We start from the raw sequence: 26053 nt of genomic DNA on the forward strand, positions 1-26053 counted from the left end.
CACGGTAATGGGAGGCCGGGGCACGCACGCGTCCGCGCGTGCCCCGGCCGGGCTTCTCAGTGGGCGTAGACCTCGAACTCGTACAGCGAGTAGCCGTACTTGGTGCCGCGCTGGACGCCCTGCATCTTGACGAACCGGGCCGGGGTGGCGGCGAAGGCCAGGTTGTCCTGCCCGCCGTCGCCGTCGGTGACCACGGCCGCGTCCGTCCAGTGCACCGCGTCCGGCGAGAGCTGGATCCGGTAGCTCTTGCCGTAGGCGGCTTCCCAGCTGAGCAGCACCCGCGAGACCTGCTGGACCGAGCCGAGGTCGACGGTGATCGCCTGGTCGTCGCTCCAGTCGCTGGCCCAGCGGGTCGAGGCGTTGCCGTCGATGGCGTTCGACGCCGGCGAGTTGTAGAAGCCGGTCTCGGCGCTGGTGGCGCTGACCGTCTTCGCCGCCGCCAGGTTGGCGATGTTGTCCCCGCGGTGCGCGGCGTACTCGACGACCTGCTGGAACGTCGGGCGGTTCTGCCAGCTGATCTTGTCCTGCGTGATGCCGCCGAGCGGGTTCTGGATGATCGAGTCGGCGCACCACTGGTCACCGGCCGAGCAGTTCGCGTCACCGGGGTAGACGGTGTTCGCGGGCTGGCCGGCCGCCGTGGTCAGCGAGTCGACGAGCGCCTGGCGGCACGCGGTGACGTCGCCACCGCCGCAGAACGTCTGCGCGAGCGGGCCCGCCACCGGCTGGCCGAGCACCTGCCGGATGTCCTTGCTGACGTAGCCCCACCAGCCGAACTGGAACGACGAGCCCTTGTGGGGCTGGCCGGTGTGCTGGCCGTTGCCGTTCTGCCAGCCGGACGGGCTTTCGTTGATCCCGAGCACGCTCGTCATCGCGTTGTAGGCGGCATCGCCCATGCCCGGCTTGAACTCGGCCTGGACGAGCAGCGGCCACCAGGCGTCGAAGATGCGGATCGCGTCGGCATCGGCGTAGGTCTTGCTGCCTGCCGACGTCTCCTTGCGCAGGTGGCCGTTCGCGAGCCACGTCTTGAGCTTCGCTTCGGCGTCCGCGGCCGCGCCGGTGGTCGGCGTCTTGTCGAGCACCTGCAGCAGCAGCGGCAGGACGCGCTCGGCACGCAGGTCGGCCAGCGCGGCGTCCGCCATCGCCTGGGTCAGGTTGACCCGGGTGACCTTGGTGCCGCTGGAGATCAGCTGCTTGACGCGCGAGTCGAGCAGGTCGACACGGTGCACGGCGGACTTGTCCGCGCCCGCGGCCGCGTAACCGTTGGCCTGGGCGTTGTTCCAGCTGACGTAGTAGTCCTGGTTGACCGACTGCGGGTGCTGCGCCGCCGGCGTGTAGGTCGCCAGGTTGCCCGCCGGGTTCCAGCCCACCCAGTCGTGGCCCTGGTCGCCCCACACCGGCATGTTCGGGTCCACATCGGACTGCCGCTGCGGGTTGGCCCCGGAGTTGAAGTAGGCGATGTCCTTCGAGTCGGCGTAGAACCAGTTGAACGTGAAGTTGATGTCGGCGGCGGCCTTCTGGAAGTCCGCCGCGGACTTGACGAAGGTCGGGTCGTTCAGCTCCTGGAACCCGATCAGCGAGTCGACCTCGTGGAAGTAGGACGAGCGCAGCGCCGCGTACGCCACCGGCTTGCCGCCGACGGTCGCCCGGCTCTGCACCGGCCCGTACTTGGTCCGGTAGCTGCGCAGGGTGTAGGACCCGGCCGCGGTGCCGTCGGCCACCGTCGGCTTCCAGGAGTTCTTCACCTCGACGGTGTCCATCGGGATGCACTTGCCCTGGTAGGTGTAGTAGTTCGAGTCCTTCGTCGGCGTCCCGCCGTTCGGGTCGCACAGCTGCAGCGCGTAGGTGTCGATGATGTCCTGCGCCGACGTCGTCGCGCTCCACGAGTAGTCCTGGCCGCGGCCGAGCAGCGTGTACATGCTGAGCCCGGCGAAGGCCGCGCCGCGCGAGCTGATGCCCGGGCCCTGCAGTTCCTGCAGCAGGAGCAGCTGCGGGGCGAAGTAGCCGGTCTGCGGGCCGAACACGGCGACCGGGTGGCCGCTGGCGGTCTTGGCCCCGGAGACGAGCAGCGCGTTGGACATGCCGTGCTTCTCGCTCAGCATGTTCGCCGGCAGCACGCCGTTGTCGAACATCCCGCGGGCGGGCTCCAGCTCGGCGGGCGCGGCGACGTCCACAGTGGACGGCGTGGCGGTGGCGGCCGAACCGGTCTGGTCGAACACCAGCGGCTGCGGCGTCACCGAGTTCTTGTCCGGCAGCGCCCGGCCGTTCGCGTTGGCCGGCGTCTTGCCGTACGGGAAGGTCTGGCCGTCGTGCAGTGTCTTGACCGCCTCGGGGTCGTCCTCCGAGCGCAGGCTCTGCCACACCTTCTCGCCCTGCACGACGCCGTACTTCTCCTGCAGCGCGAGCTTCGCGATGGCGTTCTGGACCTCGCCGCCGCCGCCCGCGCCGAACTCGGCGCCGATCAGCGAGGCCAGCGCGACCAGGTCGGTCAGCTTGAACGGGTCGATCGAGCCGGCGTTGGTGATCGAGTCGACGTGCCCGGTCAGCACGTACTCGCCGGGGAAGTACCGGCCGTTGTAGGAGTCGGAGATGTACTTGTTGATGCCGTCGACGTAGGCCTGCGCGTCGGCGAGGCCCTGCGCGCCGCGCGGGCCGCTGGCCGCGGTGCGGTCGATCTGCTGCTGCAGCTCGGCCTCGGTGTAGGGGGCGTTGGCGAAGAACTGCTGCTCGAGTTCGCGGTTGGCTTCGGCGCCACCGGCGAAGGAGGTGACCTGGCCGCGGGCGGCGTGCCGCAGCACGTCCATCAGCCACAGCCGGTCCTGCGCGGCCGCGTAGCCGGCGCCGAACTCGGTGCCGGAGCGGGTGGTGCCGGTGATGTGCGGGACGCCGAGGGCCTTGTCCCGCACGATCGTGACGTCGGACCGCGGCTTCGTCGTGCTCGCCACCTGGTCGGCCGGGACGCCGAAGGAGGAGTCGTTGAAGTACTGGTTGATCGCGCCGGTGGTCAGCGTCTTGTAGCCACCGGCCAGCGAGGCGTACTTCCCGAGCTGGTCGCTGGCGTGCGCCGGCCGGGTGCCGAACACCTTGTGCGCCAGGATGTCCGCGAGCGTGGCGTTGCCGTTCTCGCCGGGCGGGAGGATGTCGCTGCACTGCCCGCCGCAGTAGTCGTCGGGCGACAGCGCGGCCTGCGCGGCCGGCGCGGTGAGGACAACCTGGGTCAGCCCGGCCACGAGGGCCCCCAGTGCCGTTACGGTCAGGGCGCGGATGCGTCGTCGCATACCCGGGCTCCCCTCAGTCCAGAAGAGTGACGAAGCGCACGCTACCGATCAGTAGCAGAAGTGTGAAGACTTTTCGCGTTTCTCCCCTCTTTGGGCGTAGTCCGATCGGCGCAGCCTGCGGGGCGTGGGTACGGTGAGGCCCATGACCTTGGAAAAGCCCCTCATCGACCGCCCGGACGGACCTGCGCCGGCCGAACTCGAGATCACCGACCTCACCGTCGGTGACGGCGCGGAGGCCACGGCGGGCAAGACCGTCACCGTGCACTACGTCGGTGTCTCGCACTCGACCGGCGAACAGTTCGACGCGTCCTGGGACCGCGGCGAGCCGCTGCGCTTCGGCCTCGGCGCCGGCCAGGTCATCTCCGGCTGGGACCAGGGTGTCGCGGGGATGAAGATCGGCGGCCGCCGGAAGCTGGTCATCCCGCCGCACCTGGCCTACGGCGACCGTGGCGCGGGCGGCGTGATCAAGCCGGGCGAGACGCTCATCTTCGTCGTCGACCTGGTCGGCGTGAACTGACTTCTCGGGACATATGCGGCAACCGGCCCCGGCGGACTCCGCCGGGGCCGGTTTTTTTGGTCCGAGCAGAGCATTCCCGGCCCCCACGGCGTCGCTACCCTCGACGGTGATCACCGGCGCCGGCCGCCGGTGCGTGAAAAGGGGGATCCACCGATGCGCATCCGCGCCGTGCTTTCCGCTGCCTTCCTCACCCTGACCGCCGGGCTCGCCACCGCCGCCCCGGCTTCGGCCGTGGCCAACGGCTCCGACGTCCCGGCAGGCCAGTTCGGGTTCGCCGCCAAGCTCACCATGACCAACATCCCGAAGCCCGACGGCTCCCGGTACAACAGCGCCTGCTCCGGTGCGCTGATCGCGAAGAACTGGATCGTCACGGCCGGGCACTGCTTCCACGACGCGAACCGCAACCGCGTCTCCGGTCCGGTGCCGTACCCGACGTCCGTGCTGCTCGGCACGGTCAACCAGAGCACGCCGGGCGAGACGCGCAACGTCGTCACCGTCTTCCAGTCGAGCGTCAACGACATCGCGATCGCGACCCTCGACGCCGATGTGACGACGATCACGCCGCTCACCGTCAACCGCGTCACGCCGTCGGTGGGCCAGCTGCTGACCCTGGCCGGCTGGGGCAGCCTGACCGCGGTCAACCCGGCGCCGTCGACGAAGCTGCAGCAGGGCACGGTGAAGGTCGGCCAGGTCGCCACCGCGACGCTCGGCGTCCAGGGCGTCGCCCCGACGTCGACGACGAGCGCCTGCGTCTACGACTCGGGTGCGCCGTACTTCGTCGCGGGCGGATCGGGCGGGCAGCTGGTGTCGGTCGAGTCGACCGGGCCGGACTGCCCGCACAGCCAGCTCGAAACCACTTCGCGGGTGGACGTCATCGCGAACTGGATCGCCTCGCACACCGGCTGAGCCTCCGGCCGGGCGTCACCCGGGTGACGCCCGGCCAGGGAATTCCCAGTGCGCGGCGGCGGCCCTAACGTCGAAGGTCGACCACCGATTCGACGAAGGGGAAGAATGCGCCTGCGCGCCCTGCTCGCCGCTGTTGTCCTGACCGTCTCCACCGCTCCCGCCGCCTGGGCCGTCGCCCACGGTTCCGACGTCCCACCGGGCCAGTACGGGTTCGTCGCGAAGGTTTCGATGACGAAGATCCCGCGCCCGGACGGCTCGACGTACAGCAGCTACTGCACGGGCGCGCTGGTCGCGCCCGCCTGGGTCGTGACGACCGGCCACTGCTTCCACGACGCGAACCGCAACCGCGTCGCGGGCAAGATCCCGTACCCGACGACGGTGACGCTGGGCCTGACCGACGAGGCCACGGAGTCGGGCATCGCCCGCAAGGCGACCGAGGTCCTCCAGGCCAAGGAGAACGACGTCGCGCTGATCCGTCTCGACTCCCCGGTGACCGCGGTGACGCCGCTGCCGGTGAGCCGCGCGGTCCCGAAGGTCGGGCAGCAGCTGACCCTGGCGGGCTGGGGCAGCCTGACCGCAACGAACCCCAAGCCGGCCACGCGCATGCAACAGGGCACGGTGGCGGTGGCGAAGGTGGACCCGACGACCCTCGGCGTCCGCGGCGCGGCCCCGGACATCACGACGAGCGCGTGCACGTACGACTCGGGAGCCCCGTACTTCTCGGACGACGGCCTGGTCTCGCTGGAGGCGACCGGGCCCGACTGCCCCCACGCCGGCATCGAGACGACGAGCCGCGCGGACGTGATCGCGGACTGGATCGCCACCCACACGGCCTAACTTCGCCGTGGGCGAACAGGACCCGGTGACATACCCCACGACCTGGTCCAAGACGTGAAAAAGGGCCCCGGCAACCAGCCGGGGCCCTTTCAGCGTGGGCGAGGAGGGAGTTGAACCCTCACGTCCTTTCGGACACACGGACCTGAACCGTGCGCGTCTGCCATTCCGCCACTCGCCCGAGTGCTTCCTTGCGGCAGCGAGGAGAAGACTAGCAGGTCGTTTCGACGGCTTTCACCGGGGGCCGTGTAGAGGCTGGCTCACCCGGATAGGATCGGTGCGGAAGCACACGTGTGAGGAGGTTTTCCCCGGTGGGCCGCGCCGAACGATTCGACAGGCGACTCGAGAACCTGGTGGGGAACACTTTCGCGCGCATGTTCGGTGGCAACGTCGTCACGCAGGAAGTGGCGATCGCCCTCGAGCGGGAGAGTGAGGAGAACGTTCGTGAGCTGGCAGGCGGTCGGCAGCTCGCCCCGAATCACTACATCGTGTCCCTGGGGGCGGCTGACCACGAGCGCATGGCAGAGGACGAGCAACGCGTCACCCAGGTGCTCGCCAGGGCGGTGGCCGAACACCTCGCCGCCGAGGGCCTGGACACCTATGGTGACGTCGTCGTATCACTCGAGCGCAACGAGGCGCTGCATACTGGACAGTTCAAGACCCGTTCGTCCGTCGATCCCGACGCCCGCCCCTCAGGCGCCGGTTCACCGCGGTCGGCACGACCCAGCAACGCAGGAGACCCAGCAATGAGCCAGCCCCCCGGCTACGGCCAATACGACCAGGGTGACCCGTACGGCCAGCAGGGCCAGTACGGCTACGGACAGCAGGGTGGCCAGCAGCCCGGGTACGACCAGGGTTACGGCCAGCAGGGTGGATACGACCAGTACGGGCAGCCCCAGCAGGGCGGTGGCTACGACCAGTACGGGCACCAGCAGGGCGGCTACGACCAGGGTGGCTACGCCCAGCCCCAGGGCGGTGGCTACGACCAGGGCGGCTACGGCCAGCCCCAGGGCGGCGGCTACGACCAGGGCGGTTACGCCCAGCCCCAGGGCGGTGGCTACGACCAGGGCTACGGCCAGCCGCAGGGCGGCGGGTACGACCAGGGCGGCTACCAGCAGGGTGGCTACGACCAGTACGGCGGCCAGCAGCAGGGCGGGTACGACCAGTACGGCCAGCAGCAGGCGTACGGCCAGCCGGCCGGCGACCCGTACGGCCAGCAGGGCGGCTACGCCCCGCCGGCGCCGGGCCGCCAGCTCGCGGCGAGCCTGCAGCTGGACGACGGCTCGAACCGCACGTACTCGCTGAAGCAGGGCGGGAACGTCGTCGGCCGCGGCCAGGACGCGGACTTCCGCCTGCCGGACACCGGGGTCTCACGCCGCCACCTGGAGATCACCTGGGACGGCCAGAGCGCGACGCTCGCCGACATCGGCTCGACCAACGGCACGACCGTGAACGGCACCCCGGTCCAGACCTGGCAGCTCGCCGACGGCGACGTCATCCGGGTGGGCCATTCGTCCCTCGTGTTCCGTACACAGGGCTGACTGGGGGCACGGAATACTGTTCCCGCAGAATTGACGTGCGGGGGGACCGCGGCGTACCCGCGTCGCGGCTGCGCGGAAGAGTCGGGAGCGGACACACCAAGTGCCAGAGCTGGTCGTACAACTCACCAGGGTGGGCTTCCTCGTGCTGCTCTGGCTCTTCGTGTTCGCCGCGCTCCGAGTCGTGCGCTCGGACCTCTACGCCGCGTCGGGCATGCGCGTCCAGGTGCCGACCTTCGGGCGCAAGAAGGAGAAGAAGCCGCGCAACAGCAAGTCCCCCCAGCAGCTGCTCGTGACCCACGGCGCGCTGGCGGGGACCCGCATCGCGCTGGACGGGCGGCCGATCCTGATCGGCCGCGCCGACGACTCCACGTTGGTGCTGGACGACGACTACGCGTCGACCCGGCACGCGCGGATCGCCCAGCGCGGCGAGGACTGGTACGTGGAAGATCTGGGCTCGACGAACGGGACGTACCTGGACCGGGCTAAGGTCACTGCACCCCTCCGGGTCCCGCTCGGAGTCCCCATCCGGATCGGCAAGACGGTGATCGAGCTTCGCCCATGACTCTCGTCCTCCGCTACGCAGCCCGCAGCGACCGGGGCCTGGTGCGTTCGAGCAACCAGGACTCCGTGTACGCCGGCCCTCGCCTGCTCGCGCTCGCCGACGGCATGGGTGGGCACGCGGCGGGCGAAGTCGCCAGCAAGGTCGTCATCGCCTCACTCGCCCCGCTCGACGACGACGAGCCGGGCGACGACCTGCTCGCCCAGCTGCGCGAGGCGGTCGCGAACGGCAACGCCGCGATCGCCGAACTGGTCTCGCAGGACCCCGACCTCGACGGCATGGGCACCACGCTCACCGCCGTCCTGTTCGCCGGCACCCGGCTGGGGCTGGTGCACGTCGGCGACTCGCGGGCCTACCTGCTGCGCGGCGGTCAGTTCGCGCAGATCACCCGCGACGACAGCTTCGTCAACGAACTCCTGGAGCAGGGCCGGATCACGCCCGAAGAGGCCGCGGTGCACCCGCAGCGGTCCCTGCTGCTGAAGGCACTCACCGGGCACGAGGTCGAGCCGAGCCTGACCGTGCGCGAAGCCCGCGCCGGCGACCGGTACCTGATCTGCTCGGACGGCCTGTCCGGCATGGTCAGTGACGAGACGCTGGCCGAGGCCGTGCAGATCCCGGACCCGCAGCAGTGCGCGGACCGGATGATCGAGCTGGCGCTCAAGGGCGGCGGCACGGACAACGTCACGGTGATCATCGCCGACGTGGTCGACGTCGACTTCGGCGAGGACGCGCCCATCGTGGGCGGCGCCGCCGGCGACGGCAGCGACGAACGGCACCAGGGCGACTCGCCCGCGGCGCGGGCCAGGGCGCTGACCCAGCCGCCCCCGCCGCCGCGCCAGGAGCTGCCCCAGCCCCGTGAAGACCCCAAGGCCCGGCGCCGGAAGCGGTTCCGCTGGCTGGCCGGCGCGCTGGTGGTCCTCGTGGTGCTCGCCGCGGCCGCCATCGCGACCCGCTACTTCGTGCTGAGTCAGTACTATGTCGGCGAGGGATCGGACGGCGAGGTCGTGATCTACCGCGGCGTCCCCGGCAGCATCCTCGGCATCGACCTGCACGCTTACGAGCAGGGGTCCTGCCCGCCGAGCCAGGTGTGCACGGACAAGTTGCGCGTCACCCAGCTCCAGGAGGACGCGCGGCTGGCGGTGCAGAACGGCGTCAAGAAGGACAGCCTCGACGAAGCCCGGAAGTACATCGACGACTTCCTGCAGCTGCGCAAGCGCCTGAACAACTGCGCGCCGACGGGCAGTCCGGCGTCCCCGACGCCGACACCGACCCCTCCGGTCACGCCGACGACGACTCCGTCGGCTCCGGCCGGCTCCACTGCTCCGTCGTCGGCGAACCAGCCAGCGGGGAGGGACTGCTCGACGCCGAGTTCGACGGCACCGACGACGGGAGGCGGTAACTGATGGGCCAGCCCGTCGCGCGTTCCGCCGAACCGCTCGCCGCGCAGTTCCAGACGAACCCGCCGCGCGAGGTCCCGACGCGCCGCAACACCGAGCTGGCGCTGCTGGGGTTCGCCTCCTTCATCGTCACCATCGCGCTGGTGCTGGTGGAAGCGAACCAGGAGCAGGAGCTGACCTGGTCGATCATCTGGCTCGGCCTCGCCTACCTCGCGATCTTCGGCGCCGCGCACCTGGCCGTCCGCAAGTGGGCGCCCTACGCCGACCCGGTGCTGCTCCCCTGCGTCGCGCTGCTGAACGGCATCGGGCTGGTGATGATCCACCGGATCGACCTGGCACTGGCCGAGCGCGCCACGCAGAACGGCAAGGACTACACGCCCGCGGTCACCGCACAGGTGCTGTTCACGGTGATCTCGCTCGTGTTCTTCGTCGTGGTACTGATCGTGGTGAACGACCATCGCACGCTGACCCGCTACGGCTACACCGCCGGCCTGGTCGGCATCGTCGCGCTCGCGCTGCCCGCGCTGCTGCCGTCCAGCCTGTCCGAGGTCAACGGCGCCAAGGTGTGGCTCAAGCTGCCGTTCTTCTCGATCCAGCCGGGCGAGTTCGCGAAGATCCTGCTGATGATCTTCTTCGCTTCGTTCCTGGTGTCGAAGCGGGACCTGTTCATGGTGGCGGGCAAGAAGCTGGTCGGCGTCGAGCTGCCGCGCGCCCGCGACCTCGGCCCGATCCTGATCGCGGCGTTCGTCTGCATCGGCATCCTGGTGTTCGAGAAGGACCTCGGCACGTCGCTGCTGTTCTTCAGCGTCATCCTGGTGATGCTCTACGTCGCGACCGAGCGGGTCATCTGGGTCGTCCTGGGCCTGAGCTTCTTCGCGGTCGGCTGCATCATCGCCTACAACCTCTTCACGCACGTCCAGCAGCGCGTGGCGAACTGGCTGGACCCGCTGGCCACCTACGACCAGGCCGGCGGCGGCTACCAACTGGCGCAGGGCCTGTTCGGGCTGGGCACCGGCGGCGTCGGCGGCACCGGGCTCGGCGCCGGCCGTCCGGACATGGTGCCCGAGGCCAACACCGACTTCATCACCGCGTCGATCGGCGAAGAGCTCGGCTTCATCGGCCTGGCCGCGGTGCTGATGCTGTACCTGATGGTCGCCATGCGCGGCATGCGGAGCGCGCTCGCCGTGCGCGACACGTTCGGCAAGCTGCTGGGCGGCGGGCTCGCGTTCACCATGGTCATGCAGATCTTCGTCGTCGTCGGCGGGGTCACGAAACTCATCCCGGAGACCGGTATCACCGCCCCGTTCCTGTCGAAGGGTGGTTCGTCGCTGCTCGCGAACTACATCCTGGTCGCGCTCCTGCTGCGCATCTCGGACGCGGCCCGCAAGCCGGCCGCCCGCCCGAAGCCGCAGCAGCAGCCGCAGGCCCCGATCGCGGAAGCGCACACCGTGCTCGTGCAGCGCCCGCCGGCGGACGGGGGCGCACAGGCATGAACACCCCGCTCCGCAAGGTCGGCATGGCGATGCTCGTGATGGTCGTCCTGCTGCTGGCCAACGCCACCTACATCCAGGTGGTGAAGGCCGACGACTACCGCACCGACTCCCGCAACGCGCGCGTGCTCTACGACGAGTTCGCCCGCCAGCGCGGCAAGATCGTGTCGCAGGCCAACGGCGAGGTGCTGGCCGGCATCAACCCGTCGAACGACAAGTACAAATACATCCGGACCTACGCCGACGGCCCGATGTACGCGCCGGTCACCGGCTACTACTCGATCAACTACGGCGCCGGCGGCCTGGAGCGCGCCGAGGACGACGTCCTCAACGGCTCCGACCCGCGGCTGTTCGTGCGGCGGCTGTCGGACATGGTCACCGGCCGCGACCCGAGCGGTGGCAACGTCCGGCTGACCATCGACCCGGCCGTGCAGAAGGCCGCGTACGACCTGATGACGCAGAAGGGCTACACCGGCGCCGTCGTCGCGATGGAGCCGAGCACCGGCCGGATCCTGGCGATGGTCTCGACGCCGTCGTACGACCCGAACGCGCTCGCCTCCCACACGTCGAAGGCGCAGACCGACGCCTGGAACGCGAACAACAAGGACCCGAAGAAGCCCATGCTGAACCGGGCGATCTCCGAGACCTACCCGCCGGGTTCGACGATGAAGATCGTCACCGCGGCGGCCGCGCTCGAGGACGGCAACGGCCCGGACACCAAGGTCAACACCGCGCCGAACACGAAGCTCCCCGGCACGAGCATCACGCTGGAGAACTACGCGGGGCAGGGCTGCCCCGGCGACACGTTCAAGGACGCGCTGGCGCACTCCTGCAACGTGCCGTTCGCGGAGTTCGCCGGCAAGCTCGGCGCGGACAAGATCAAGAAGACGGCGGCCAACTTCGGCATCGGGCAGACCGACCTGACCGTGCCGATGAAGGTCGCCCCGTCGACGGTCGGCCCGCTCGACTCGCAGGGCGCGCTCTACCAGAGCGGCATCGGCCAGCGCGACGTCCGGCTGACCCCCCTGCAGGACTGCCTGCTCGCGGCCACCGTGGCCAACGGCGGGATGGCGATGAAGCCGCAGCTGGTGCAGTCGGTGCTGGCGCCGGACCTGTCGACCATCGAGGACTACAGTCCCACCGAACTCACCGGCACCCCGGCGTTGTCGTCGTCGAACGCCGCGATCCTCAAGGACATGATGGTCGCCTCCGAAGGCTTCACCAAGGGCGGCGGGAAGCGCGCGGACATCCAGATCGCGTCGAAGACCGGCACCGCCGAGCACGGCACGGACTCCAAGAACACCGCACCGCACGCCTGGTACACCGCCTTCGCCCCGGTCGACAACCCGCAGATCGCGGTCGCCGTGATCGTCGAGGACGGCGGCAACCGCGGCCTCGCGGCCACCGGCGGCACGGTCGCGGCGGAAATCGGCCGCGCGGCGATCAACGCGAAGCTCGGGGGTGGATAGCGCATGCTGTCCTCCGGTCAGCTGCTGGCCGACCGCTACAAGCTGACGAGCCGGATCGCCGTCGGCGGGATGGGCGAGGTCTGGCAGGCCAGCGACACCCGGCTCGACCGGACCGTGGCCGTCAAGATCCTCAAGACCGAGCTCTCCGGCGACGCCGAGTTCCTCCACCGCTTCCGCACCGAAGCGCGGATGACGGCGTCCCTCAACCACCCCGGCATCGCCGCGGTGCACGACTACGGCGAGACCATCCTCGACGGTGACCTGTCGATCGCCTACCTGGTGATGGAGCTGGTCGACGGCGACCCGCTGGCCGGCCTGCTGGCCAAGCACGGGCGGCTGTCGGCGGAGTTCACCCTCGACATGCTCGAGCAGGCGGGCAACGCCCTGCAGGCGGCGCACTCCCACGGGCTGGTCCACCGCGACGTCAAGCCGGGCAACATCCTGGTGACGTCGGCCGGGCAGGTGAAGATCACCGACTTCGGCGTGGCGAAGGCGGCGGACGCGGCCCCGGTCACCCGGTCCGGCATGGTCATGGGCACCGCGCACTACATCGCCCCGGAGCAGGCGCTCGGGCAACCGGCCGAGCCGGCGTCCGACGTCTACTCGCTGGCGGTGTGCGGCTACGAATGCCTCGCCGGGCACCGGCCGTTCCTGTCGGAGAACGCCGTGACGGTCGCGATGATGCACATCCGCGACATCGCGCCGCCGCTCCCGCCGGACGTGCCGCCCGCGGCGCGTGCGGTGATCGAGGCAACGCTGGTCAAGGACCCGCGGCAGCGCTACAACAACGGCGGCGAGTTCGCGGCCGCCGTCGCCGCGGTCCGCGCCGGGCTGCCGCTGCCGACGCCGTCCGGGCTGGTGAACGCCACCTACACGACGGGCCAGCAGCCGGTGGTGCCGCCGCAGGTGCAGCAGCAGCCGCCGCCCCCGTCGATGCCGGTGCCGATCCCGCCGCAGCAGCTCCCCCCGCAGCAGCAACAGATGCCGGGCGGCCCCCCGTCGCCCGCGATGAACCCGATGGTCGCCATCGGCCCGCCGTCCCGGCCGGCCCCGCGGCAGGTGATGCTGCCGGCCCCCCGGAAGAAGACGCAGTGGGGCTGGTGGGCGCTGCTCGCCGCGATCCTGCTCGTTGTCCTGGTGGCGGGGATCGTGCTGGTGGCGAAGATGCTGAGCAGCGGCAACGGCTCGGCGCCGCCCAACGGCCAGACGCAGAGCCAGGTGTTCCCGGGCAGACAGGCGCCCGCGGAGCAGCCTCCGAGCGTCTACCCGGCGGACACTCCCGGAACGACCGACGATGGCCGGCAAGGCATCATGACCACACCTTGGACGGAATGGAACGGCATCCAGAGATGAGCACACCCAGACTGCTCTCCAACCGGTACGAGCTGGGCGAGACGCTCGGCTACGGAGGCATGTCCGAGGTCCACCACGGCCACGACGTGCGTCTCGGCCGGGAAGTCGCGATCAAGATCCTCCGTGCCGACCTCGCCAGGGACCCGCAGTTCCAGGAGCGCTTCCGCCGCGAGGCGCAGAACGCCGCCGCGCTGAACCACCCGGCGATCGTGGCGGTCTACGACACGGGTGAGGCGAACACCGAGTTCGGGCCGCTGCCGTACATCGTCATGGAGTACGTCGAAGGCCGGACGCTGCGCGACATCGTCAAGACCGAAGGCCCGATGTCGCAGAAGCGGGCGATGGAGGTCATGGCCGACGTCTGCGCGGCGCTGGACTTCTCGCACCGCCACGGCATCGTCCACCGCGACGTCAAGCCGGCCAACGTGATGATCACGAAGAACGGCGCGGTCAAGGTGATGGACTTCGGCATCGCGCGCGCGATGCACGACGGCCAGTCCGCCATGACCCAGACGGCCGCGGTGATCGGCACGGCGCAGTACCTGTCGCCGGAGCAGGCCCGCGGCGAGTCGGTCGACGCGCGTTCCGACGTCTACGCCGCCGGCTGCGTGCTGTACGAGCTGATCACCGGCGAGCCGCCGTTCACCGGCGACTCCCCGGTCGCGGTGGCCTACCAGCACGTCCGGGAGGACCCGAACCCGCCGTCGTCGGTGAACCCGGCGGTGGCGCCGGAGCTGGACGCGGTGGTGCTGAAGGCGCTGGCGAAGGGCCCGGCGAACCGCTACCAGTCGGCGGCGGAGATGCGCTCGGACCTGGTGCGCACCCTTTCGGGCCAGCGCCCGGTGGCGCCGATGGTGATGTCCGAGGACGAGCGCACGCAGGTGATGAACGCCGACCGGCGGCAGCCGCAGCGCTACGACGAGTACAGCGAGCCGGACGACGAAGACCCGAAGGCCAAGCGCCGTCGCCGCACGATCCTGGCCGCGATCGCGGCGGTGTTCGTGCTGGGCGCGGTGCTGCTGATCATGTGGCTGGCGGGCTCGTTCAAGAGCAACGAAGGCGGCACGGTCGCGATCCCGGACGTGACGCACCAGACGGTCCCCCAGGCGCGGGAGACGTTGAAGAGCAAGGGCTTCGACGGCACGATCGAGCAGAAGCAGGTCACCTGCGGCGTGCCGCCGACCGACGGCAACCCGGAGTGCGGTCAGGACGACATCAACAAGGTCATCAAGTCCGACCCGTCACCCGGGGTCTCGGTCGCGACGAACACGAAGATCACGCTGTACGTCGGCGTCGCACCGGGCAAGGCGAGCGTGCCGGACCTGGCGAACAAGACGCGCGAGCAGGCCGAGCAGGCCTTGATCGACGCGAAGCTGACCCTCGACCCGAACGTGGGCGAAACCGAGGTCGCCGACCCGAACCAGATCGGCCTGGTGCAGACGCAGAACCCGAGTCCGTCGACCCAGGTCGACCAGGGCAGCAGCGTGCGGATCACGGTCGGCAAGTCGAAGCAGCTCAAGACGGTCACCGACTTCACCGGCAAGCCGTACTCCCAGGCCAAGTCGGCGCTCGAGGGCGCGGGCTGGAAGACGAAGAAGGTCGAGGCACCGTCCGACTCGGTGCCGAAGGATTCGGTGATCACCCAGAACCCGAACGGTGGCCAGCTGGCGGTCGGCGAGCTGATCACGCTGACCGTGTCGACGGGTCCGACCACGCCGACGTCGACCCAGATCGAGATGCCGCAGCTGGTGGGCATGCCGGTCGAGGAAGCGCAGCAGAAGCTGCAGAGCATGGGCTGGACCGGTCAGCTGAACCAGCAGTCCGACCGGGGCAGCCGGCAGCCGGAAGGCACGATCACCAAGCAGAGCGTGAAGGCCGGTACCACGATCAGCAACAACCAGCCGATCTCGGTGTCGGTGTCGGAGGGCAACGGCGGAATCACGATCCCGACGGGCCCATCCACCCCCGGCGCTCCCTGATCTCACGGGAAAAGGCCCGCACGGTTTCGCCGTGCGGGCCTTTTTCCTTGCTCAGGGCTGGTCGAGAAACCCTTGCACGGCACCGAGAACTTGATCCGCGTCGCTGGCCGCACCGAAGTCGAGTTCGAGTTCCTCGGCGGCACCGGAGCGTTTGACCTTGAGGGAGACGTGGGCTTCCCGATCCCGCGTCAGCCACGCGAAGAGCGAGCGGCAGAAGACACCGGCCGAGGAACTCGAAACCCCGACGACAACGGCATCGAAGACTTGGACGCGCCCGCGAAGCTCGGCTTCGCCGCGCAACCAGTCGGCGAGCTCCGGAAGCTCGCGGCCGGAGTTTGGCACGGTGATCGCGACGATCCCAGCCGTCACCCGATCTCCCTTCGCCCGGAACCGGAGAGGCCCCGAACCTTAGTCGGCCCCGGGGGGTGGCTGGAAGGCTGGGCCGGAAAATGAAGATTGCAAATTGCAGTCAGGAGCGTCGGCGGACCAGAGCCGAAACGGCGAAGAAGCTGACGGCCAGCATCGCCGCTGCCGTGAGCAGGGCCAAAGCCAACGGGCCGCCGACCGGCTCGTCGTCGGTCAAGGCGTGCAAAAGCGGGTGGACCAGCGGGATCTTCGCCAGCAGGACCACGACCAGGGTGATCACCGCGGCCAGGACCGTCCAGCCGACTCGGTTGACCAGCAGCCTGGAGCACGGCAGGGCGATCGCGATCCCCAGCAGTGCGCACGCGAGGTGGGCGAGGAACCCGATCCCCAGCGCCGCCGGCTGGAGCTTCAACGACTTGAGTGCCGACCACACCTCCGTGATCGCCGTCAGGACCAGGGAACAGGCCAGGACCGTCAGCACCGCGCCGGTGATCATGCGGTGCCAGTGGCGGGCGTGGCTCAACGTCACCAGGCGCTGGACCGGGTCTTCGATGTCCAGCAGGGCGATCGTCAGCCAGCACGAGACGACCAGGAGGCCGCCCGCGCTGATGCCGAACAGGGGCAGCGGGGGCGAGTGCGGGTCGGCGTAGAGGATCACGCACAGCGCGAGATACGCCAGCAATGCCGGCAGGTACCGCTGCGAATGACCCAGCAACACCAGGTAGTACCGGGTCATGGCGAGCACGGTGCCACCTCCCGCACCGACCAGCCGCCGTCGAGGGCCCGCCTCAAGACCGCGTCGACGCGGGTGACCTCGACCGTCAGCACCACCTGGGCGCCTTCCACCACCGCGTGCCGCACGCCGGGCTCGTCCGTCCAGCCCGCGTTGCCGCCGCGCAGGACGATTCGCGTTGTCGGCTCTGCGCTCTCGGCCGTCAGGCGGCCGTCCTTCATCAGGTGGACGACGTCGGCGTGGTCGTGGACCACCTGGGGCCGGTGGTCGGTGAACACCACGCTCGCTCCTCGCGCCCGCGTCTCGGCGACGAGCTCGCCGAGGATCGTGTGCGTCCCGGTATCCAGACCGGACCACGGCTCGTCGAGGATCAGCAGGTCGGGGCGCACCATCACCGCCTGCGCGAGGCCGACCTTCTGCGCGTTGCCCTTCGACAGCGTCCGGAGCGGGGCCGACGGGCCGCCGACGAGGGCCAGGCGGTCGAGCAGCGGGTCGATCACCGAGAGGTCCGCCAGCCCGTGGATGCGGGCCATGTGCCGCAGGTACGCGCGGGCGCCCATGCGCTGGCCGGCCGGGAAGCGGTCCGGCAGGTAGCCGATCCGCGGAGTACCCCGCACCGCTCCGGTGGTCGGGTGCGAGACGCCGGCCATGATGCGCAGCAGCGTCGACTTCCCGGAGCCGTTGCTGCCGAGGACGCCGACCACGTGCCCAGGCTCGATGGTCAGGTCGACGTCGCGGAGGACGAAGTCACCGCGCCCGTACCGCTTCCCGACCCCCTCGAGCCGGATCACGCAACAGCGGCCTTCTGGAGCGCCTTGGTCGCGCGCTCGAGCTCGTTCACCCGGGCCGGGTCGACGGGGTGGCCCGCCGCGGCCAGCCAGTTCGCCAGCATCCGGTGGCCGCCTTCGGTGAGCACGGACTCCGGGTGGAACTGGACGCCTTCGAGCGGCAGCTCGCGGTGGCGCATGCCCATCACGATGCCGGACTCGGTGCGGCCGGTGACCTCGAAGACGTCTTCGGCGATCGTTTCGGGGAGCACGGTCAACGAGTGGTACCGGGTGGCCGTGAACTCCTCCGGCAGGTCCGCGAGGACGCCGGCGCCGGTGTGCCGGACCTGGCTCGTCTTGCCGTGGAGCAGCTCGGGCGCGCGGTCGACGGTCGCGCCGTAGACGACGCCGAGCGCCTGGTGGCCGAGGCAGACGCCGAGCATCGGCGTGCGCGTCTCGGCGCACTTGCGGATGACGTCCATGCTCTGGCCGGCGCGTTCGGGCGTCCCCGGGCCGGGCGAGACGAGCACGGCGTCGAACTCGGGCACGCGGTCGAGGTCCACGACGTCGTTGCGCCAGACCGTGCAGTCGGCGCCGAGCTGGGCCAGGTACTGGACCAGGTTGTAGACGAAGCTGTCGTAGTTGTCGACGACGAGAACGCGCATGTCCCGAGCTTACCGGCTCCCAGTCCGTGGACCGTACGCCAAATCACATTTCAGGTTAGGTAATCCTAACTTACCGTGGAGCGGGTGAGCCGTTCTCTTCGTGTAGCCGTGGTCGGTGCCGGTCCCGCCGGCATCTACGCCGCCGACATCCTCGACAAGTCCGACGCCGACGTGCAGATCGACCTGTTCGAGCGCATGCCGGCGCCGTTCGGGCTGATCCGCTACGGCGTCGCACCCGACCACCCGCGCATCAAGGGCATCGTGACGGCGCTGGAGAAGGTGCTCTCGAAGCCCAACATCCGGCTGCTGGGCAACATCGACTACGGCACCGACATCAAGCTCGACGAGCTGCGCGAGTTCTACGACGCGGTGATCTTCTCGACCGGCGCGTCCGCCGACCGCGCGCTCGACATCCCGGGCATCGACCTCGACGGCAGCTACGGCGCGGCCGACTTCGTCTCCTGGTACGACGGCCACCCGGACGTCCCGCGCACCTGGCCCCTGACCGCCTCTTCGGTCGCCGTCCTCGGTGTCGGGAACGTCGCGCTGGACGTCGCCCGGGTCCTGGCCAAGACGGCCGACGAGCTGCTGACCACCGACATCCCGGACAACGTCTACCAGGGGCTGAAGGCCAGCCCGGTGACCGACGTGCACGTGTTCGGCCGCCGCGGTCCGGCGCAGGCGAAGTTCACGCCGCTGGAGCTGCGCGAGCTGGACCACTCGCCGAACGTCGAGGTCATCGTGTACCCCGAGGACATCGAGTTCGACGAGGGCAGCATCGCCGCCCTGCGCGCGTCGAAGCAGATCGACATGGTGGTGAAGACGCTGCAGGAGTGGGCCATCCGCGAGCCGGGCTCCCGCCGGCGCCGGCTGCACCTGCACTTCTTCCACTCGCCCGCCGAGGTCCTCGGCGAGGACGGCAAGGTGACCGGCCTGCGCACCGAGCGGACCGAGCTGACCGGCGACGGGAACGTCCGCGGTACCGGCGAGTTCCACGACTGGGACGTCCAGGCCGTGTACCGCGCGGTCGGCTACCTCTCGTCGCACCTGCCGGAGCTGCCGTTCGACCACGTGGCGGGCGTGGTGCCGAACCAGGCGGGCCGGGTGCTGGACCTGGACGAGAACCAGCTGCCGGGCGTGTACGTCACGGGCTGGATCAAGCGCGGCCCGATCGGCCTGATCGGCCACACCAAGGGCGACGCAGCCGAGACGATCGCCAGCCTGCTGGCGGACGCGGACACCCTCACCGCCCCGAAGTTCTCGTCGCCGGACGCGATCCTCGACTTCCTCGAAACCCGCGGCATCCCGTTCACCAACTGGGACGGCTGGGGCAGGCTCGACGCGCACGAGAAGGCGCTGGGCTCGGCGGCGGGCCGCGAGCGGGTCAAGGTCGTGGAGCGCGAGGAGATGACCCGGATCTCGCGCGGCTGAGCTGGTGAACGATTAGGACCCCAGGTACGCCAGCACGGCCAGCACGCGGCGGTTCGTGTCGTCCGAAGCCGTGATGTCGAGCTTCGCGAAGATGTTCGCCGTGTGCTTGCCGACGGCCCCCTCGCTGAAGTGCAGCCGGGCCGCGATCGCCGCGTTGGAGCAGCCCTCCGCCATCAGCGCCAGCACCTCGCGTTCGCGCGGGGTCAGCGCCGCCAGTGGGTCGGAAGCGTTGCCAGCCACCAGTTTCGCGATGACCTCGGGATCCATCACGGTGCCGCCCGCCGCGACCCGGCGGACGGCGTCGATGAACTGCTCGGCGTTGAACACGCGGTCCTTCAGCAGGTAGCCGATCGCGCCGGTGCCGTCGGCCAGCAGTTCGCGCGCGTACAGCTGCTCGACGTGCTGCGACAGCACCAGGATCGGCAGCCCGGGGACGTCACGGCGGGCGGCCAGCGCGGCCTGCAGCCCCTCGTCGGTGTTCGTCGGCGGCATCCTCACGTCCACAATGGACACATCGGGCCGGTGGTCGCGCAGCGCCGCCACGAGTTCCGGGCCGGTGGCGACCGCCGCGACGACGTCGAAACCGTGTGCGGTCAGCAGATGCGTCAGGCCGTCTCGGAGGAGGTACTGGTCTTCGGCGACGAGGGTTCTTGGTCGAGCTGACACGGGATCTCCAAGGTCGCCTTCGTCGGGCCGCCGATCGGGCTGGTCAGCGTCAACCTACCGTCGAAGCCGCCCAGGCGACGCTCGATTCCCCGCAGTCCCGAACCGCGGGCCGGGTCCGCACCACCCAGGCCGTCGTCGGTCACGACGAACGTCAACAGCCCGTCGGCGAACGCCACCTCGATCGTCACCCGCTTCGCGCCGTGCTTCGCCGCGTTGCCGAGCAGTTCGGACACCGCGAAGTACACGCACGACTCCACCGGTTCCTCGGCCCGTCCCGGCAGTGCGCCGGTGACCTGCGCCTTCAGCGGACTGTCCAGCGCCAGCGCGCGGACGGCGTCCAGCAGCCCGCGTTCGGACAGCACCGGCGGGTGGATGCCGCGGATCAGCGCCCGCAGCTCAGTGAGCGCCTCCGACGACGCCGCGCGCAGCTCCGCGGCGAGCCGTTTCGCCGCCTCCGGGTCCGTGTCCACCAGTGCCTCGACCGCGCCCAGCTTCATGCCCATGGCGACCAGCCGCGACTGGATGCCGTCGTGCAGATCGCGCTCGATCCGGCGCAGTTCCGCCGCCTGCGTGACCGTGACGTCGGACCGCGTCCGCTCGAGCCGTTCGACGCGCTGGGCCAGCCGGGCGGATTCGGTCGGCCCGAACCACGTCCGCGCGAAGCGGGCCTGCTGGCGGGCGAGCCAGGGTGCCGGCGCCACGGCGACGACCAGCGCAAGCAGGATCAACGGCGTCTGCGCGAGCGCGCCGAGGTGCGTCGACACCTCGGGCAGCGGGGACCACCGGACGCGTGGCGACACGAACGGCCGCCACACCCAGAGCGTCCAGATCCCGGTCATGCCCCAGCCGAACAACACGAGCGCCGGCACCGAGCAAACGAACGACACGAGGGTGCTCAGCACACCGCCTGCCATGTCCCGCCAGGTGGCCCGGTCACCCAGGATCCACCGCGTGCGGGCGTTCTGGAGCGGCCAGAACATTTCTTCGTACAGCTGCCTGCCGACCTGGTAGAGCCCGTCGGCGCGGGGCAGCGGCAACCCGGGCGGCGGCTGGTACGGCCGCGGGATCCGCACCCCGGTCCAGTTTTCGGTTTCGCGGCGCAGGGAGTCGGTGATCGAGCGGCTCCACAGCACGACCGCGGGTGCCAGCGGCGTGGCGACGGCCACGACCACCAGCTGGACCACCGAAAAGGCCAGTTGCACCACGGAAAGCGCGAGGATGCCGAGCTGGTGGCCCAGCGCTTCGAGGTGCCGGTGGAACCAGTTCCGGCGCCGTTCGGCGGCCGGGCGCGGCCCGAGCCACCAGCGCGTCCACCGGCCGTAGCCGCGCAGCACCCGCGGTCCGCCGAGCACGACGGCCACCGGAAGCAGCAGCGTGACCAGCGGGTTCACCAGCTGCCAGCCGAATTCGCGGTTCGCCGCCGGATCTTCCAGCGCCCAGGTGAGGCGGTGCTGCCAGCGGATCCAGAACGCTCTCTTGTAGAGCTGGTTGCCATCGCGGTACCAGCCGTCGCGCTCGCGCACCGGATCCGGTGGCGCGGGCCGGTACGGCGCGGCGACCTCGACACCGCACCAGCGCGCGGCCAGCGTCCGCATGGTCGCCGACCGGCCGCGGGCCCATTCGATCACCGGGCCGAGGAAGAACACCACGCCGACGCACAGGAGCGCGAACGCGATCAGCTGGACGAGCACGTCGAGCCAGCTGCGCAACGAGTGCGCGGCCAGCGCCAGCGCCCGGCCCAGCGCACGCAGGTACGGCATCCGGCACCTCCTTCCCCCCGCGATCCTCGCCGATCGGCACCGGCCCGCGCACTGCCCGAAGCCCCACGAACGGGGTGGGCCCAGCCCCACCCCCAGTTCAGCAAAACGCTACCTGAGCTGGGGATTCAGCGTCATTACCGAAGCTGCCGCCGGTTCGTAGCTTGATTCCCATGCCCCTCATCGAAGTCACCGATCTCCGCAAGCGCTACGGCTCCCGGGTCGCGGTCGACGGCGTTTCGTTCACCGTCGAGCGCGGCGAAATCTTCGGCATCCTCGGCACGAACGGCGCCGGGAAGACCACCACCGTCGAATGCCTCCAGGGCCTGCGCCAGGCCGACGGCGGCACGATCTCCGTGCTCGGCCTGGACCCGGCGACCGACCACGCGGCGCTGACCCGCCGCGTCGGCGTCCAGCTGCAGGAGAGCCAGCTGCCGGCGAAACTGCGGGTGCGCGAGGCGCTGGAGCTGTTCGCGTCCTTCTACCCGCAGTCCGCCGACATCGACGTCCTGCTCGACCAGCTCGACCTGCGCGACCACGCCCGCAGTTGCTTCGGGAAGCTTTCCGGCGGCCAGAAGCAGCGGGTGTCGATCGCACTGGCGCTGGTGGGGCAGCCGGAGCTGGCGATCCTCGACGAGCTGACCACCGGGCTCGACCCGCACGCCCGCCGCGAAACGTGGCGGCTCGTCGAGGGCGTCCGCGCCGCCGGCGTCACGGTCCTGCTCGTCACCCACTTCATGGACGAAGCCGAGCGGCTCTGCGACCGCGTGGCGATCTTCGACGCCGGGCGCGTGGTCGCCACCGGCACCCCGACCGAGCTCCGCGCCGCCGCCGGAGCCTCCACTTTGGACGATGCGTTCGTCTCGCTGACCAGGAGCACCCGGTGAACACCTTCGCCAAGATCACCGCCACCGAGGCGAAACTCTTCCTCCGCGCGCCGTTCGCGGCGGCCGGCGGCCTGCTGCTGCCGTCGATCCTGCTGCTCGCCATCGGCGCCATCCCGGGCATGAGCAAACCCAACGAGGCGGCGGGCGGGTTGCGCCTCCTCGACGCCTGGGTGCCGTCGCTGATCGTCGTGAGCCTGGCGATGCTGGCCCTGCAGTCGATCCCGGCCGCCGTCGCCACCTACCGCGAGCAGGGCGTGCTGCGCCGGCTGGCCACCACCCCGGTGCACCCGGTCAACCTGCTGGGCGCGCAGCTGCTCATCCACGTCGCCGTTTCGCTGGCCGGCATCGTCCTCGTGCTGGTGCTGGGCAACGTCGTCCACGACGTCCCGCTGCCGAAGCACCCGCTGTCGTTCGCGCTGACGCTGGTGCTCGGGGTGGTCGCGACGTTCGCGCTCGGCCTGATCGCGGCCGCGGTCGCCCGCACGTCCAAGGCGGCCACCGGGGTCGCGCTGGTCGCGTTCCTCCCGATCATGTTCTTCGGGGGCGTCTACCTGCCGCGGCCGTTCCTGCCGGACGTGCTCCGGCGGATCGGCGACTACGTGCCGCCGGGCTCGCAACCGCTGCAGGACGCCTGGATCGGCGCCGGCGTGCAGCCGCTGCAGCTGGCCGCGCTCGCCGGCTTCGCGGTGCTCGGCACGGCGCTCGCGGTCCGGTTGTTCCGCTGGGAGTGAGCCCTTCCGCCAAAGTGGTGATGATCATCGTTTTCTCTTGTGGCCGGGCCACCCGGCCGGTAGCCAAGAGGGTGGCCCTGCTCAAACTGGAGGTTCGATGTCCCTGGACGTGTCACCCGCGCTGCTGGAGAAGGCCGAGCGCGGGGAGGTCACCGACGCCGAGTTCGTCACCTGCGTCAAGGAATCCCTGCCGTACGCCTGGGAGGTCATCACCGGCGTCATCGCCGACGCCGAGGGTGCGGCGGACGGCTTCGCCGACAACGAAACGCCGCCGCCGAGCGAGGCCGCCCGCGGGCAGCTGCTGCGCGCACTGGCCTCCGACGCGATCCGCGGCGGCCTCGAGCGGCACTTCGGCGTCAAGCTGGCCTTCCAGAACTGCCACCGGGTCGCGGTGTTCCGCCAGTCGGAAGTCGGCGGCGACCGCTACCGCGCGTTCGTCTCGCCGCGCGGCCAGCTGCTCAACCAGAGCCCGGAGCTGCGGGACTGCTAGCCCGCAGCGCGGGCAGCACCTCGGTGCCGATCCGCGCGATGTTCTCGAACGTGCCCTCCGGCGTACCCGACGCTTCCACGAACATCAGCACGTGGGAGACGCCGGTGCGCCGGAGGCTCGTTTCCAGCGTCCGGACGCAGTGGCCGGCGTCGCCGACCGGGTGGATCGCGCAGAGCCGTTCGGTGTACTCCCCCGGGTCCTTCCGCGGCCCGGGCCTGCCGTCGACCGTGACGTGGGCGCCGAGCCCGTCCGCCAGCCACGCCGGGAGCGCGCGCCGGACGACGTCGGCGTCACCGACTTGGCAGAGCACGGTCGAGACGTGGTCGGCGGGCTTTCCGTAGGCCGCGACGGTGCGCGCCTTTTCCTCGTCGTCGGCGTGCAGGCCGAGCAGGAGCGGCAGGTCCCGGTCGGCGGCCTGCCGGACGGCGTCCGACTCCGGCCCGCCACAGGCCACGACGACGTCCGGCCGCCGTTCGGGGCCCGGGACGACGGGCACTTCCCGGAAGGCGAAGTGCCGCCCGCGGGCCTCGACGCGGCCGGTGGTGGCGCGCAGGAAGACGTCGAGGGTCTCCTCGAAGCCGCGCTCGTACCGGTCCAGCCCGGTCCCGAAGACCTCGAGGTCCCGCCACGGCCCACCGCGGCCGACGCCGAGCCGCAGCCGCCCGCCGGAAACGGCGTCGAGGACCGCCCACTGTTCGGCGAGGGCGACCGGGTGCGTGGTCGACAGGACGCTGACGGCGGTCCCGACACCGATCCGCGAGGTCCGCCCGAGCACGTGCCCGGCGAGGGTGATGGCGGAGGGGCAGACGCCGTAGGGCATGAAGTGGTGTTCGGCGAACCAGACGTCGTCGAACCCGGCTTCCTCGGCCAGCTCGGCGGCCCGGACCGACCGGCGGAGGACGTCGCCGTCCCGCTGGCCGGGGAAGCGGCCGCTGACCAGGAAGACGCCGAACCTCAGTTGACCGCGACCTCGTTGAACCACAGCCGCGGCTCCAGCCAGGGGAACACCACGAACATCAGCAGCGCGACCACGCCGATGGCCAGCACCACCGCGATCGTCAGCTTCGCCGCGAACGGGCCGGGGAGCTTGCGCCAGATCCAGGCGTACATCAGGCCTCCCCGATCTTCGACAGCAGGTCGCCGTAGTCCTTGACCTGGTTCTTCGGCACCTGCTGGGTCAGCACCGAGGTGATGATGAGCCGCTCGCGGGCGCTGAACTGGGGGTGGCACGTCGTGAGCGTGAGCAGGGCCGCCTGCTGGGCCTTCGGGAGCGTGTCGGCGTCCTTGTACGGGACCGGGTTCACCGCCGTGCCCTGGCTGGGCAGCACGACCTTGCGGCCGAACGTCTCGCTGTAGGCGCCGCCGTCCTCGGCGTTCGTATCACGCAGGGTGGAGACGCCCTTGCACTTGGGGTCGGCGCCCTTGCCGCCCGCCCAGTCCTTCATCTCGTCGTCGTAGGGCAGGACCTTGTAGATGTAGAAGTCGGTGGAGGTCTCGATCACGATCTGGTCACAGGAGGAGAGGTTGTCCAGGTCGTTGAACGGGGCGCCCTTGCCGACGCGGTGGCCGGCCACGGCGAAGTTGCCGGGCTCGCCGGGCAGGGCCGTGCCCTTGTAGTGGCCGGGGCCGACTTCGAGGGCCTTGTCGTCGGTGCCCTCCTGGATCGTGAAGTTGTAGTCGACGCCGAAGCTGGGGATGTGGATGCGGGCGAACGCCTTGCCGTCGACCAGCTCGGGGTGCAGCGTGCGGTCGTGCGCCCACTCGCCGTCGAGCTGGTCGCTCGCTTCGGACTGCTTGCCTGCCGAGAACAGGTCGGTCACGTACAGCTCGTAGACCATGAACAGCAGCACGACCAGGCCCAGCGTGATGAGGATTTCGCCGGCCGTCCGGATCGCGACGCCGCCCTTGCCGAGCGGGGCCGCGGCGGGCTTCTCCTTGGTCGCCGTGCCGCCCTTCCCGACCGGGGCGAAGACGATGGTCTCGTCGTTGGCGCCCGGCGGCGGGGGCGGGCTGGTGTAGCGGCGCGAAGGCGGGCCCTGCGGCCGCCGGGGCGGCTGGCCCTGCGGGCCGCGCGGCGGCAGCTGACCACCCGGGGGCGGGCCGGGCCGACGCGGGGGCACAGGCCGCTGACCGGGGTATCTGCGCCGGTCGTCATCCGGCCCTTCGCGCGTAGTCACGCAAGCTCCTCTCAAGCCGCGTCCAACACTTGGTGACCCCGACGTCACGGTACGGGAAATCCG

24 protein-coding genes and 1 tRNA gene are annotated in these 26053 nt (G+C 70.5%); 14 read left to right on the forward strand and 11 right to left on the reverse strand.

Going from position 1 to position 26053, the window contains the following annotated elements:
• Positions 1–56: 56 nt before the first annotated feature.
• The gene (locus HUT10_RS27170; RefSeq protein ID WP_176173794.1) at positions 57–3275 is read right to left on the reverse strand and encodes a penicillin acylase family protein; all 3219 of its coding nucleotides are present in this window, start codon (positions 3273–3275) and stop codon (positions 57–59) included.
• A 142-nt stretch (positions 3276–3417) separates the two neighbouring features.
• Between HUT10_RS27170 and HUT10_RS27175 the strand changes: the two genes are divergently transcribed.
• The 3 genes from HUT10_RS27175 to HUT10_RS27185 all read left to right on the forward strand — a co-directional run bounded on the left by HUT10_RS27175 (position 3418) and on the right by HUT10_RS27185 (position 5535).
• The gene (locus HUT10_RS27175; RefSeq protein ID WP_176173795.1) at positions 3418–3792 is read left to right on the forward strand and encodes an FKBP-type peptidyl-prolyl cis-trans isomerase; all 375 of its coding nucleotides are present in this window, start codon (positions 3418–3420) and stop codon (positions 3790–3792) included.
• A 153-nt stretch (positions 3793–3945) separates the two neighbouring features.
• A complete protein-coding gene (locus HUT10_RS27180; protein ID WP_176173796.1) occupies positions 3946–4698 on the forward strand; it encodes a trypsin-like serine protease in 753 nt (250 codons plus the stop codon).
• Between the two features lie 105 nt (positions 4699–4803).
• Positions 4804–5535, forward strand: a complete 732-nt coding sequence (locus HUT10_RS27185) for a trypsin-like serine protease (protein ID WP_176173797.1) — start codon at positions 4804–4806, stop codon at positions 5533–5535.
• Between the two features lie 95 nt (positions 5536–5630).
• Here the strand turns inward: HUT10_RS27185 and HUT10_RS27190 are convergent.
• Positions 5631–5713: transfer RNA gene (locus tag HUT10_RS27190), tRNA-Leu, on the reverse strand.
• Positions 5714–5843: 130 nt separating this feature from the next.
• Between HUT10_RS27190 and HUT10_RS27195 the strand changes: the two genes are divergently transcribed.
• The 7 genes from HUT10_RS27195 (at position 5844) to pknB (ending at position 15320) form a co-directional block, all read left to right on the forward strand.
• Positions 5844–7073, forward strand: coding sequence for a DUF3662 and FHA domain-containing protein (locus HUT10_RS27195; protein ID WP_176173798.1), 1230 nt, complete (start codon positions 5844–5846; stop codon positions 7071–7073).
• A 100-nt stretch (positions 7074–7173) separates the two neighbouring features.
• Complete coding sequence (locus HUT10_RS27200) at positions 7174–7635, forward strand: FHA domain-containing protein (protein ID WP_003079002.1); 462 nt, start codon at positions 7174–7176, stop codon at positions 7633–7635.
• Positions 7632–9035 (forward strand): PP2C family serine/threonine-protein phosphatase, encoded by a 1404-nt coding sequence (locus tag HUT10_RS27205; RefSeq protein ID WP_176173799.1) that lies wholly within the window; start codon positions 7632–7634, stop codon positions 9033–9035. Before HUT10_RS27200 ends, HUT10_RS27205 begins: the two co-directional genes overlap by 4 nt.
• Positions 9035–10522: an FtsW/RodA/SpoVE family cell cycle protein gene (locus HUT10_RS27210; protein WP_176173800.1), complete on the forward strand. Its 1488-nt coding sequence runs from the start codon at positions 9035–9037 to the stop codon at positions 10520–10522. The genes HUT10_RS27205 and HUT10_RS27210 overlap by 1 nt, the downstream gene beginning before the upstream one ends.
• Positions 10519–11988 (forward strand): penicillin-binding protein 2, encoded by a 1470-nt coding sequence (locus HUT10_RS27215; RefSeq protein WP_176173801.1) that lies wholly within the window; start codon positions 10519–10521, stop codon positions 11986–11988. Before HUT10_RS27210 ends, HUT10_RS27215 begins: the two co-directional genes overlap by 4 nt.
• Positions 11989–11991: 3 nt before the next feature.
• The gene (locus HUT10_RS27220) at positions 11992–13341 is read left to right on the forward strand and encodes a serine/threonine-protein kinase (RefSeq protein ID WP_176173802.1); all 1350 of its coding nucleotides are present in this window, start codon (positions 11992–11994) and stop codon (positions 13339–13341) included.
• The gene (gene pknB / locus HUT10_RS27225) at positions 13338–15320 is read left to right on the forward strand and encodes a Stk1 family PASTA domain-containing Ser/Thr kinase (protein ID WP_176173803.1); all 1983 of its coding nucleotides are present in this window, start codon (positions 13338–13340) and stop codon (positions 15318–15320) included. Before HUT10_RS27220 ends, pknB begins: the two co-directional genes overlap by 4 nt.
• A gap of 51 nt (positions 15321–15371) precedes the next feature.
• Here the strand turns inward: pknB and HUT10_RS27230 are convergent, their stop codons facing one another.
• The 4 genes from HUT10_RS27230 to HUT10_RS27245 form a co-directional block, all read right to left on the reverse strand.
• A complete protein-coding gene (locus tag HUT10_RS27230) occupies positions 15372–15689 on the reverse strand; it encodes a hypothetical protein (RefSeq protein ID WP_176173804.1) in 318 nt (105 codons plus the stop codon).
• Positions 15690–15789: 100 nt separating this feature from the next.
• Positions 15790–16431 (reverse strand): hypothetical protein, encoded by a 642-nt coding sequence (locus HUT10_RS27235; RefSeq protein ID WP_176173805.1) that lies wholly within the window; start codon positions 16429–16431, stop codon positions 15790–15792.
• Positions 16419–17210 carry an ABC transporter ATP-binding protein gene (locus tag HUT10_RS27240; RefSeq protein WP_176173806.1) on the reverse strand — a complete coding sequence of 264 codons (792 nt, stop codon included), beginning with the start codon at positions 17208–17210 and terminating at the stop codon, positions 16419–16421. Before HUT10_RS27240 ends, HUT10_RS27235 begins: the two co-directional genes overlap by 13 nt.
• Complete coding sequence (locus tag HUT10_RS27245) at positions 17207–17851, reverse strand: aminodeoxychorismate/anthranilate synthase component II (RefSeq protein WP_176173807.1); 645 nt, start codon at positions 17849–17851, stop codon at positions 17207–17209. Before HUT10_RS27245 ends, HUT10_RS27240 begins: the two co-directional genes overlap by 4 nt.
• Positions 17852–17935: 84 nt before the next feature.
• Here HUT10_RS27245 and HUT10_RS27250 point away from each other — a divergent pair, with 84 nt between their 5' ends.
• Entirely contained in the window at positions 17936–19282 is a 1347-nt protein-coding gene (locus HUT10_RS27250) for an FAD-dependent oxidoreductase (protein WP_254897052.1), read from the forward strand.
• Between the two features lie 12 nt (positions 19283–19294).
• On the opposite strand, the gene HUT10_RS27255 is transcribed toward HUT10_RS27250, so the two are convergent.
• A complete protein-coding gene (locus HUT10_RS27255; RefSeq protein WP_176173808.1) occupies positions 19295–19948 on the reverse strand; it encodes a response regulator transcription factor in 654 nt (217 codons plus the stop codon).
• A complete protein-coding gene (locus tag HUT10_RS27260) occupies positions 19888–21708 on the reverse strand; it encodes a histidine kinase (protein WP_176173809.1) in 1821 nt (606 codons plus the stop codon). Before HUT10_RS27260 ends, HUT10_RS27255 begins: the two co-directional genes overlap by 61 nt.
• A gap of 170 nt (positions 21709–21878) precedes the next feature.
• Between HUT10_RS27260 and HUT10_RS27265 the strand changes: the two genes are divergently transcribed.
• The 3 genes from HUT10_RS27265 to HUT10_RS27275 all read left to right on the forward strand — a co-directional run bounded on the left by HUT10_RS27265 (position 21879) and on the right by HUT10_RS27275 (position 23813).
• Complete coding sequence (locus HUT10_RS27265; RefSeq protein WP_176173810.1) at positions 21879–22592, forward strand: ABC transporter ATP-binding protein; 714 nt, start codon at positions 21879–21881, stop codon at positions 22590–22592.
• Positions 22589–23323 carry an ABC transporter permease gene (locus tag HUT10_RS27270; protein ID WP_176173811.1) on the forward strand — a complete coding sequence of 245 codons (735 nt, stop codon included), beginning with the start codon at positions 22589–22591 and terminating at the stop codon, positions 23321–23323. The genes HUT10_RS27265 and HUT10_RS27270 overlap by 4 nt, the downstream gene beginning before the upstream one ends.
• A gap of 97 nt (positions 23324–23420) precedes the next feature.
• Positions 23421–23813 (forward strand): SCO5389 family protein, encoded by a 393-nt coding sequence (locus HUT10_RS27275; RefSeq protein ID WP_176173812.1) that lies wholly within the window; start codon positions 23421–23423, stop codon positions 23811–23813.
• Here HUT10_RS27275 and HUT10_RS27280 read toward each other — a convergent pair.
• Genes HUT10_RS27280 through HUT10_RS27290 form a run of 3 tightly spaced genes read right to left on the reverse strand, consistent with a single transcriptional unit; the run spans position 23782 to position 25933 of the window.
• Positions 23782–24795 (reverse strand): LLM class flavin-dependent oxidoreductase, encoded by a 1014-nt coding sequence (locus HUT10_RS27280; protein WP_254897053.1) that lies wholly within the window; start codon positions 24793–24795, stop codon positions 23782–23784. The genes HUT10_RS27275 and HUT10_RS27280 overlap by 32 nt on opposite strands.
• Complete coding sequence (locus HUT10_RS27285; protein WP_176173813.1) at positions 24768–24923, reverse strand: hypothetical protein; 156 nt, start codon at positions 24921–24923, stop codon at positions 24768–24770. The genes HUT10_RS27280 and HUT10_RS27285 overlap by 28 nt, the downstream gene beginning before the upstream one ends.
• The gene (locus tag HUT10_RS27290; RefSeq protein ID WP_176178029.1) at positions 24923–25933 is read right to left on the reverse strand and encodes a class E sortase; all 1011 of its coding nucleotides are present in this window, start codon (positions 25931–25933) and stop codon (positions 24923–24925) included. Before HUT10_RS27290 ends, HUT10_RS27285 begins: the two co-directional genes overlap by 1 nt.
• Positions 25934–26053 lie beyond the last annotated feature (120 nt).

Source organism: Amycolatopsis sp. Hca4 (genome assembly GCF_013364075.1).
In the GTDB taxonomy this organism is placed as follows: domain Bacteria; phylum Actinomycetota; class Actinomycetes; order Mycobacteriales; family Pseudonocardiaceae; genus Amycolatopsis.

What these genes read in the sequence shown, in the direction of transcription:
- HUT10_RS27170 (WP_176173794.1), bottom strand. Translation starts at nt 3,275, where the DNA reads ATGCGACGACGCATCCGCGCCCTGACCGTAACGGCACTGGGGGCCCTC.
- HUT10_RS27175 (WP_176173795.1), top strand. Translation starts at nt 3,418, where the DNA reads ATGACCTTGGAAAAGCCCCTCATCGACCGCCCGGACGGACCTGCGCCG.
- HUT10_RS27180 (WP_176173796.1), top strand. Translation starts at nt 3,946, where the DNA reads ATGCGCATCCGCGCCGTGCTTTCCGCTGCCTTCCTCACCCTGACCGCC.
- HUT10_RS27185 (WP_176173797.1), top strand. Translation starts at nt 4,804, where the DNA reads ATGCGCCTGCGCGCCCTGCTCGCCGCTGTTGTCCTGACCGTCTCCACC.
- HUT10_RS27205 (WP_176173799.1), top strand. Translation starts at nt 7,632, where the DNA reads ATGACTCTCGTCCTCCGCTACGCAGCCCGCAGCGACCGGGGCCTGGTG.
- HUT10_RS27210 (WP_176173800.1), top strand. Translation starts at nt 9,035, where the DNA reads ATGGGCCAGCCCGTCGCGCGTTCCGCCGAACCGCTCGCCGCGCAGTTC.
- HUT10_RS27215 (WP_176173801.1), top strand. Translation starts at nt 10,519, where the DNA reads ATGAACACCCCGCTCCGCAAGGTCGGCATGGCGATGCTCGTGATGGTC.
- HUT10_RS27220 (WP_176173802.1), top strand. Translation starts at nt 11,992, where the DNA reads ATGCTGTCCTCCGGTCAGCTGCTGGCCGACCGCTACAAGCTGACGAGC.
- pknB (WP_176173803.1), top strand. Translation starts at nt 13,338, where the DNA reads ATGAGCACACCCAGACTGCTCTCCAACCGGTACGAGCTGGGCGAGACG.
- HUT10_RS27245 (WP_176173807.1), bottom strand. Translation starts at nt 17,851, where the DNA reads ATGCGCGTTCTCGTCGTCGACAACTACGACAGCTTCGTCTACAACCTG.
- HUT10_RS27260 (WP_176173809.1), bottom strand. Translation starts at nt 21,708, where the DNA reads ATGCCGTACCTGCGTGCGCTGGGCCGGGCGCTGGCGCTGGCCGCGCAC.
- HUT10_RS27265 (WP_176173810.1), top strand. Translation starts at nt 21,879, where the DNA reads ATGCCCCTCATCGAAGTCACCGATCTCCGCAAGCGCTACGGCTCCCGG.
- HUT10_RS27275 (WP_176173812.1), top strand. Translation starts at nt 23,421, where the DNA reads ATGTCCCTGGACGTGTCACCCGCGCTGCTGGAGAAGGCCGAGCGCGGG.
- HUT10_RS27285 (WP_176173813.1), bottom strand. Translation starts at nt 24,923, where the DNA reads ATGTACGCCTGGATCTGGCGCAAGCTCCCCGGCCCGTTCGCGGCGAAG.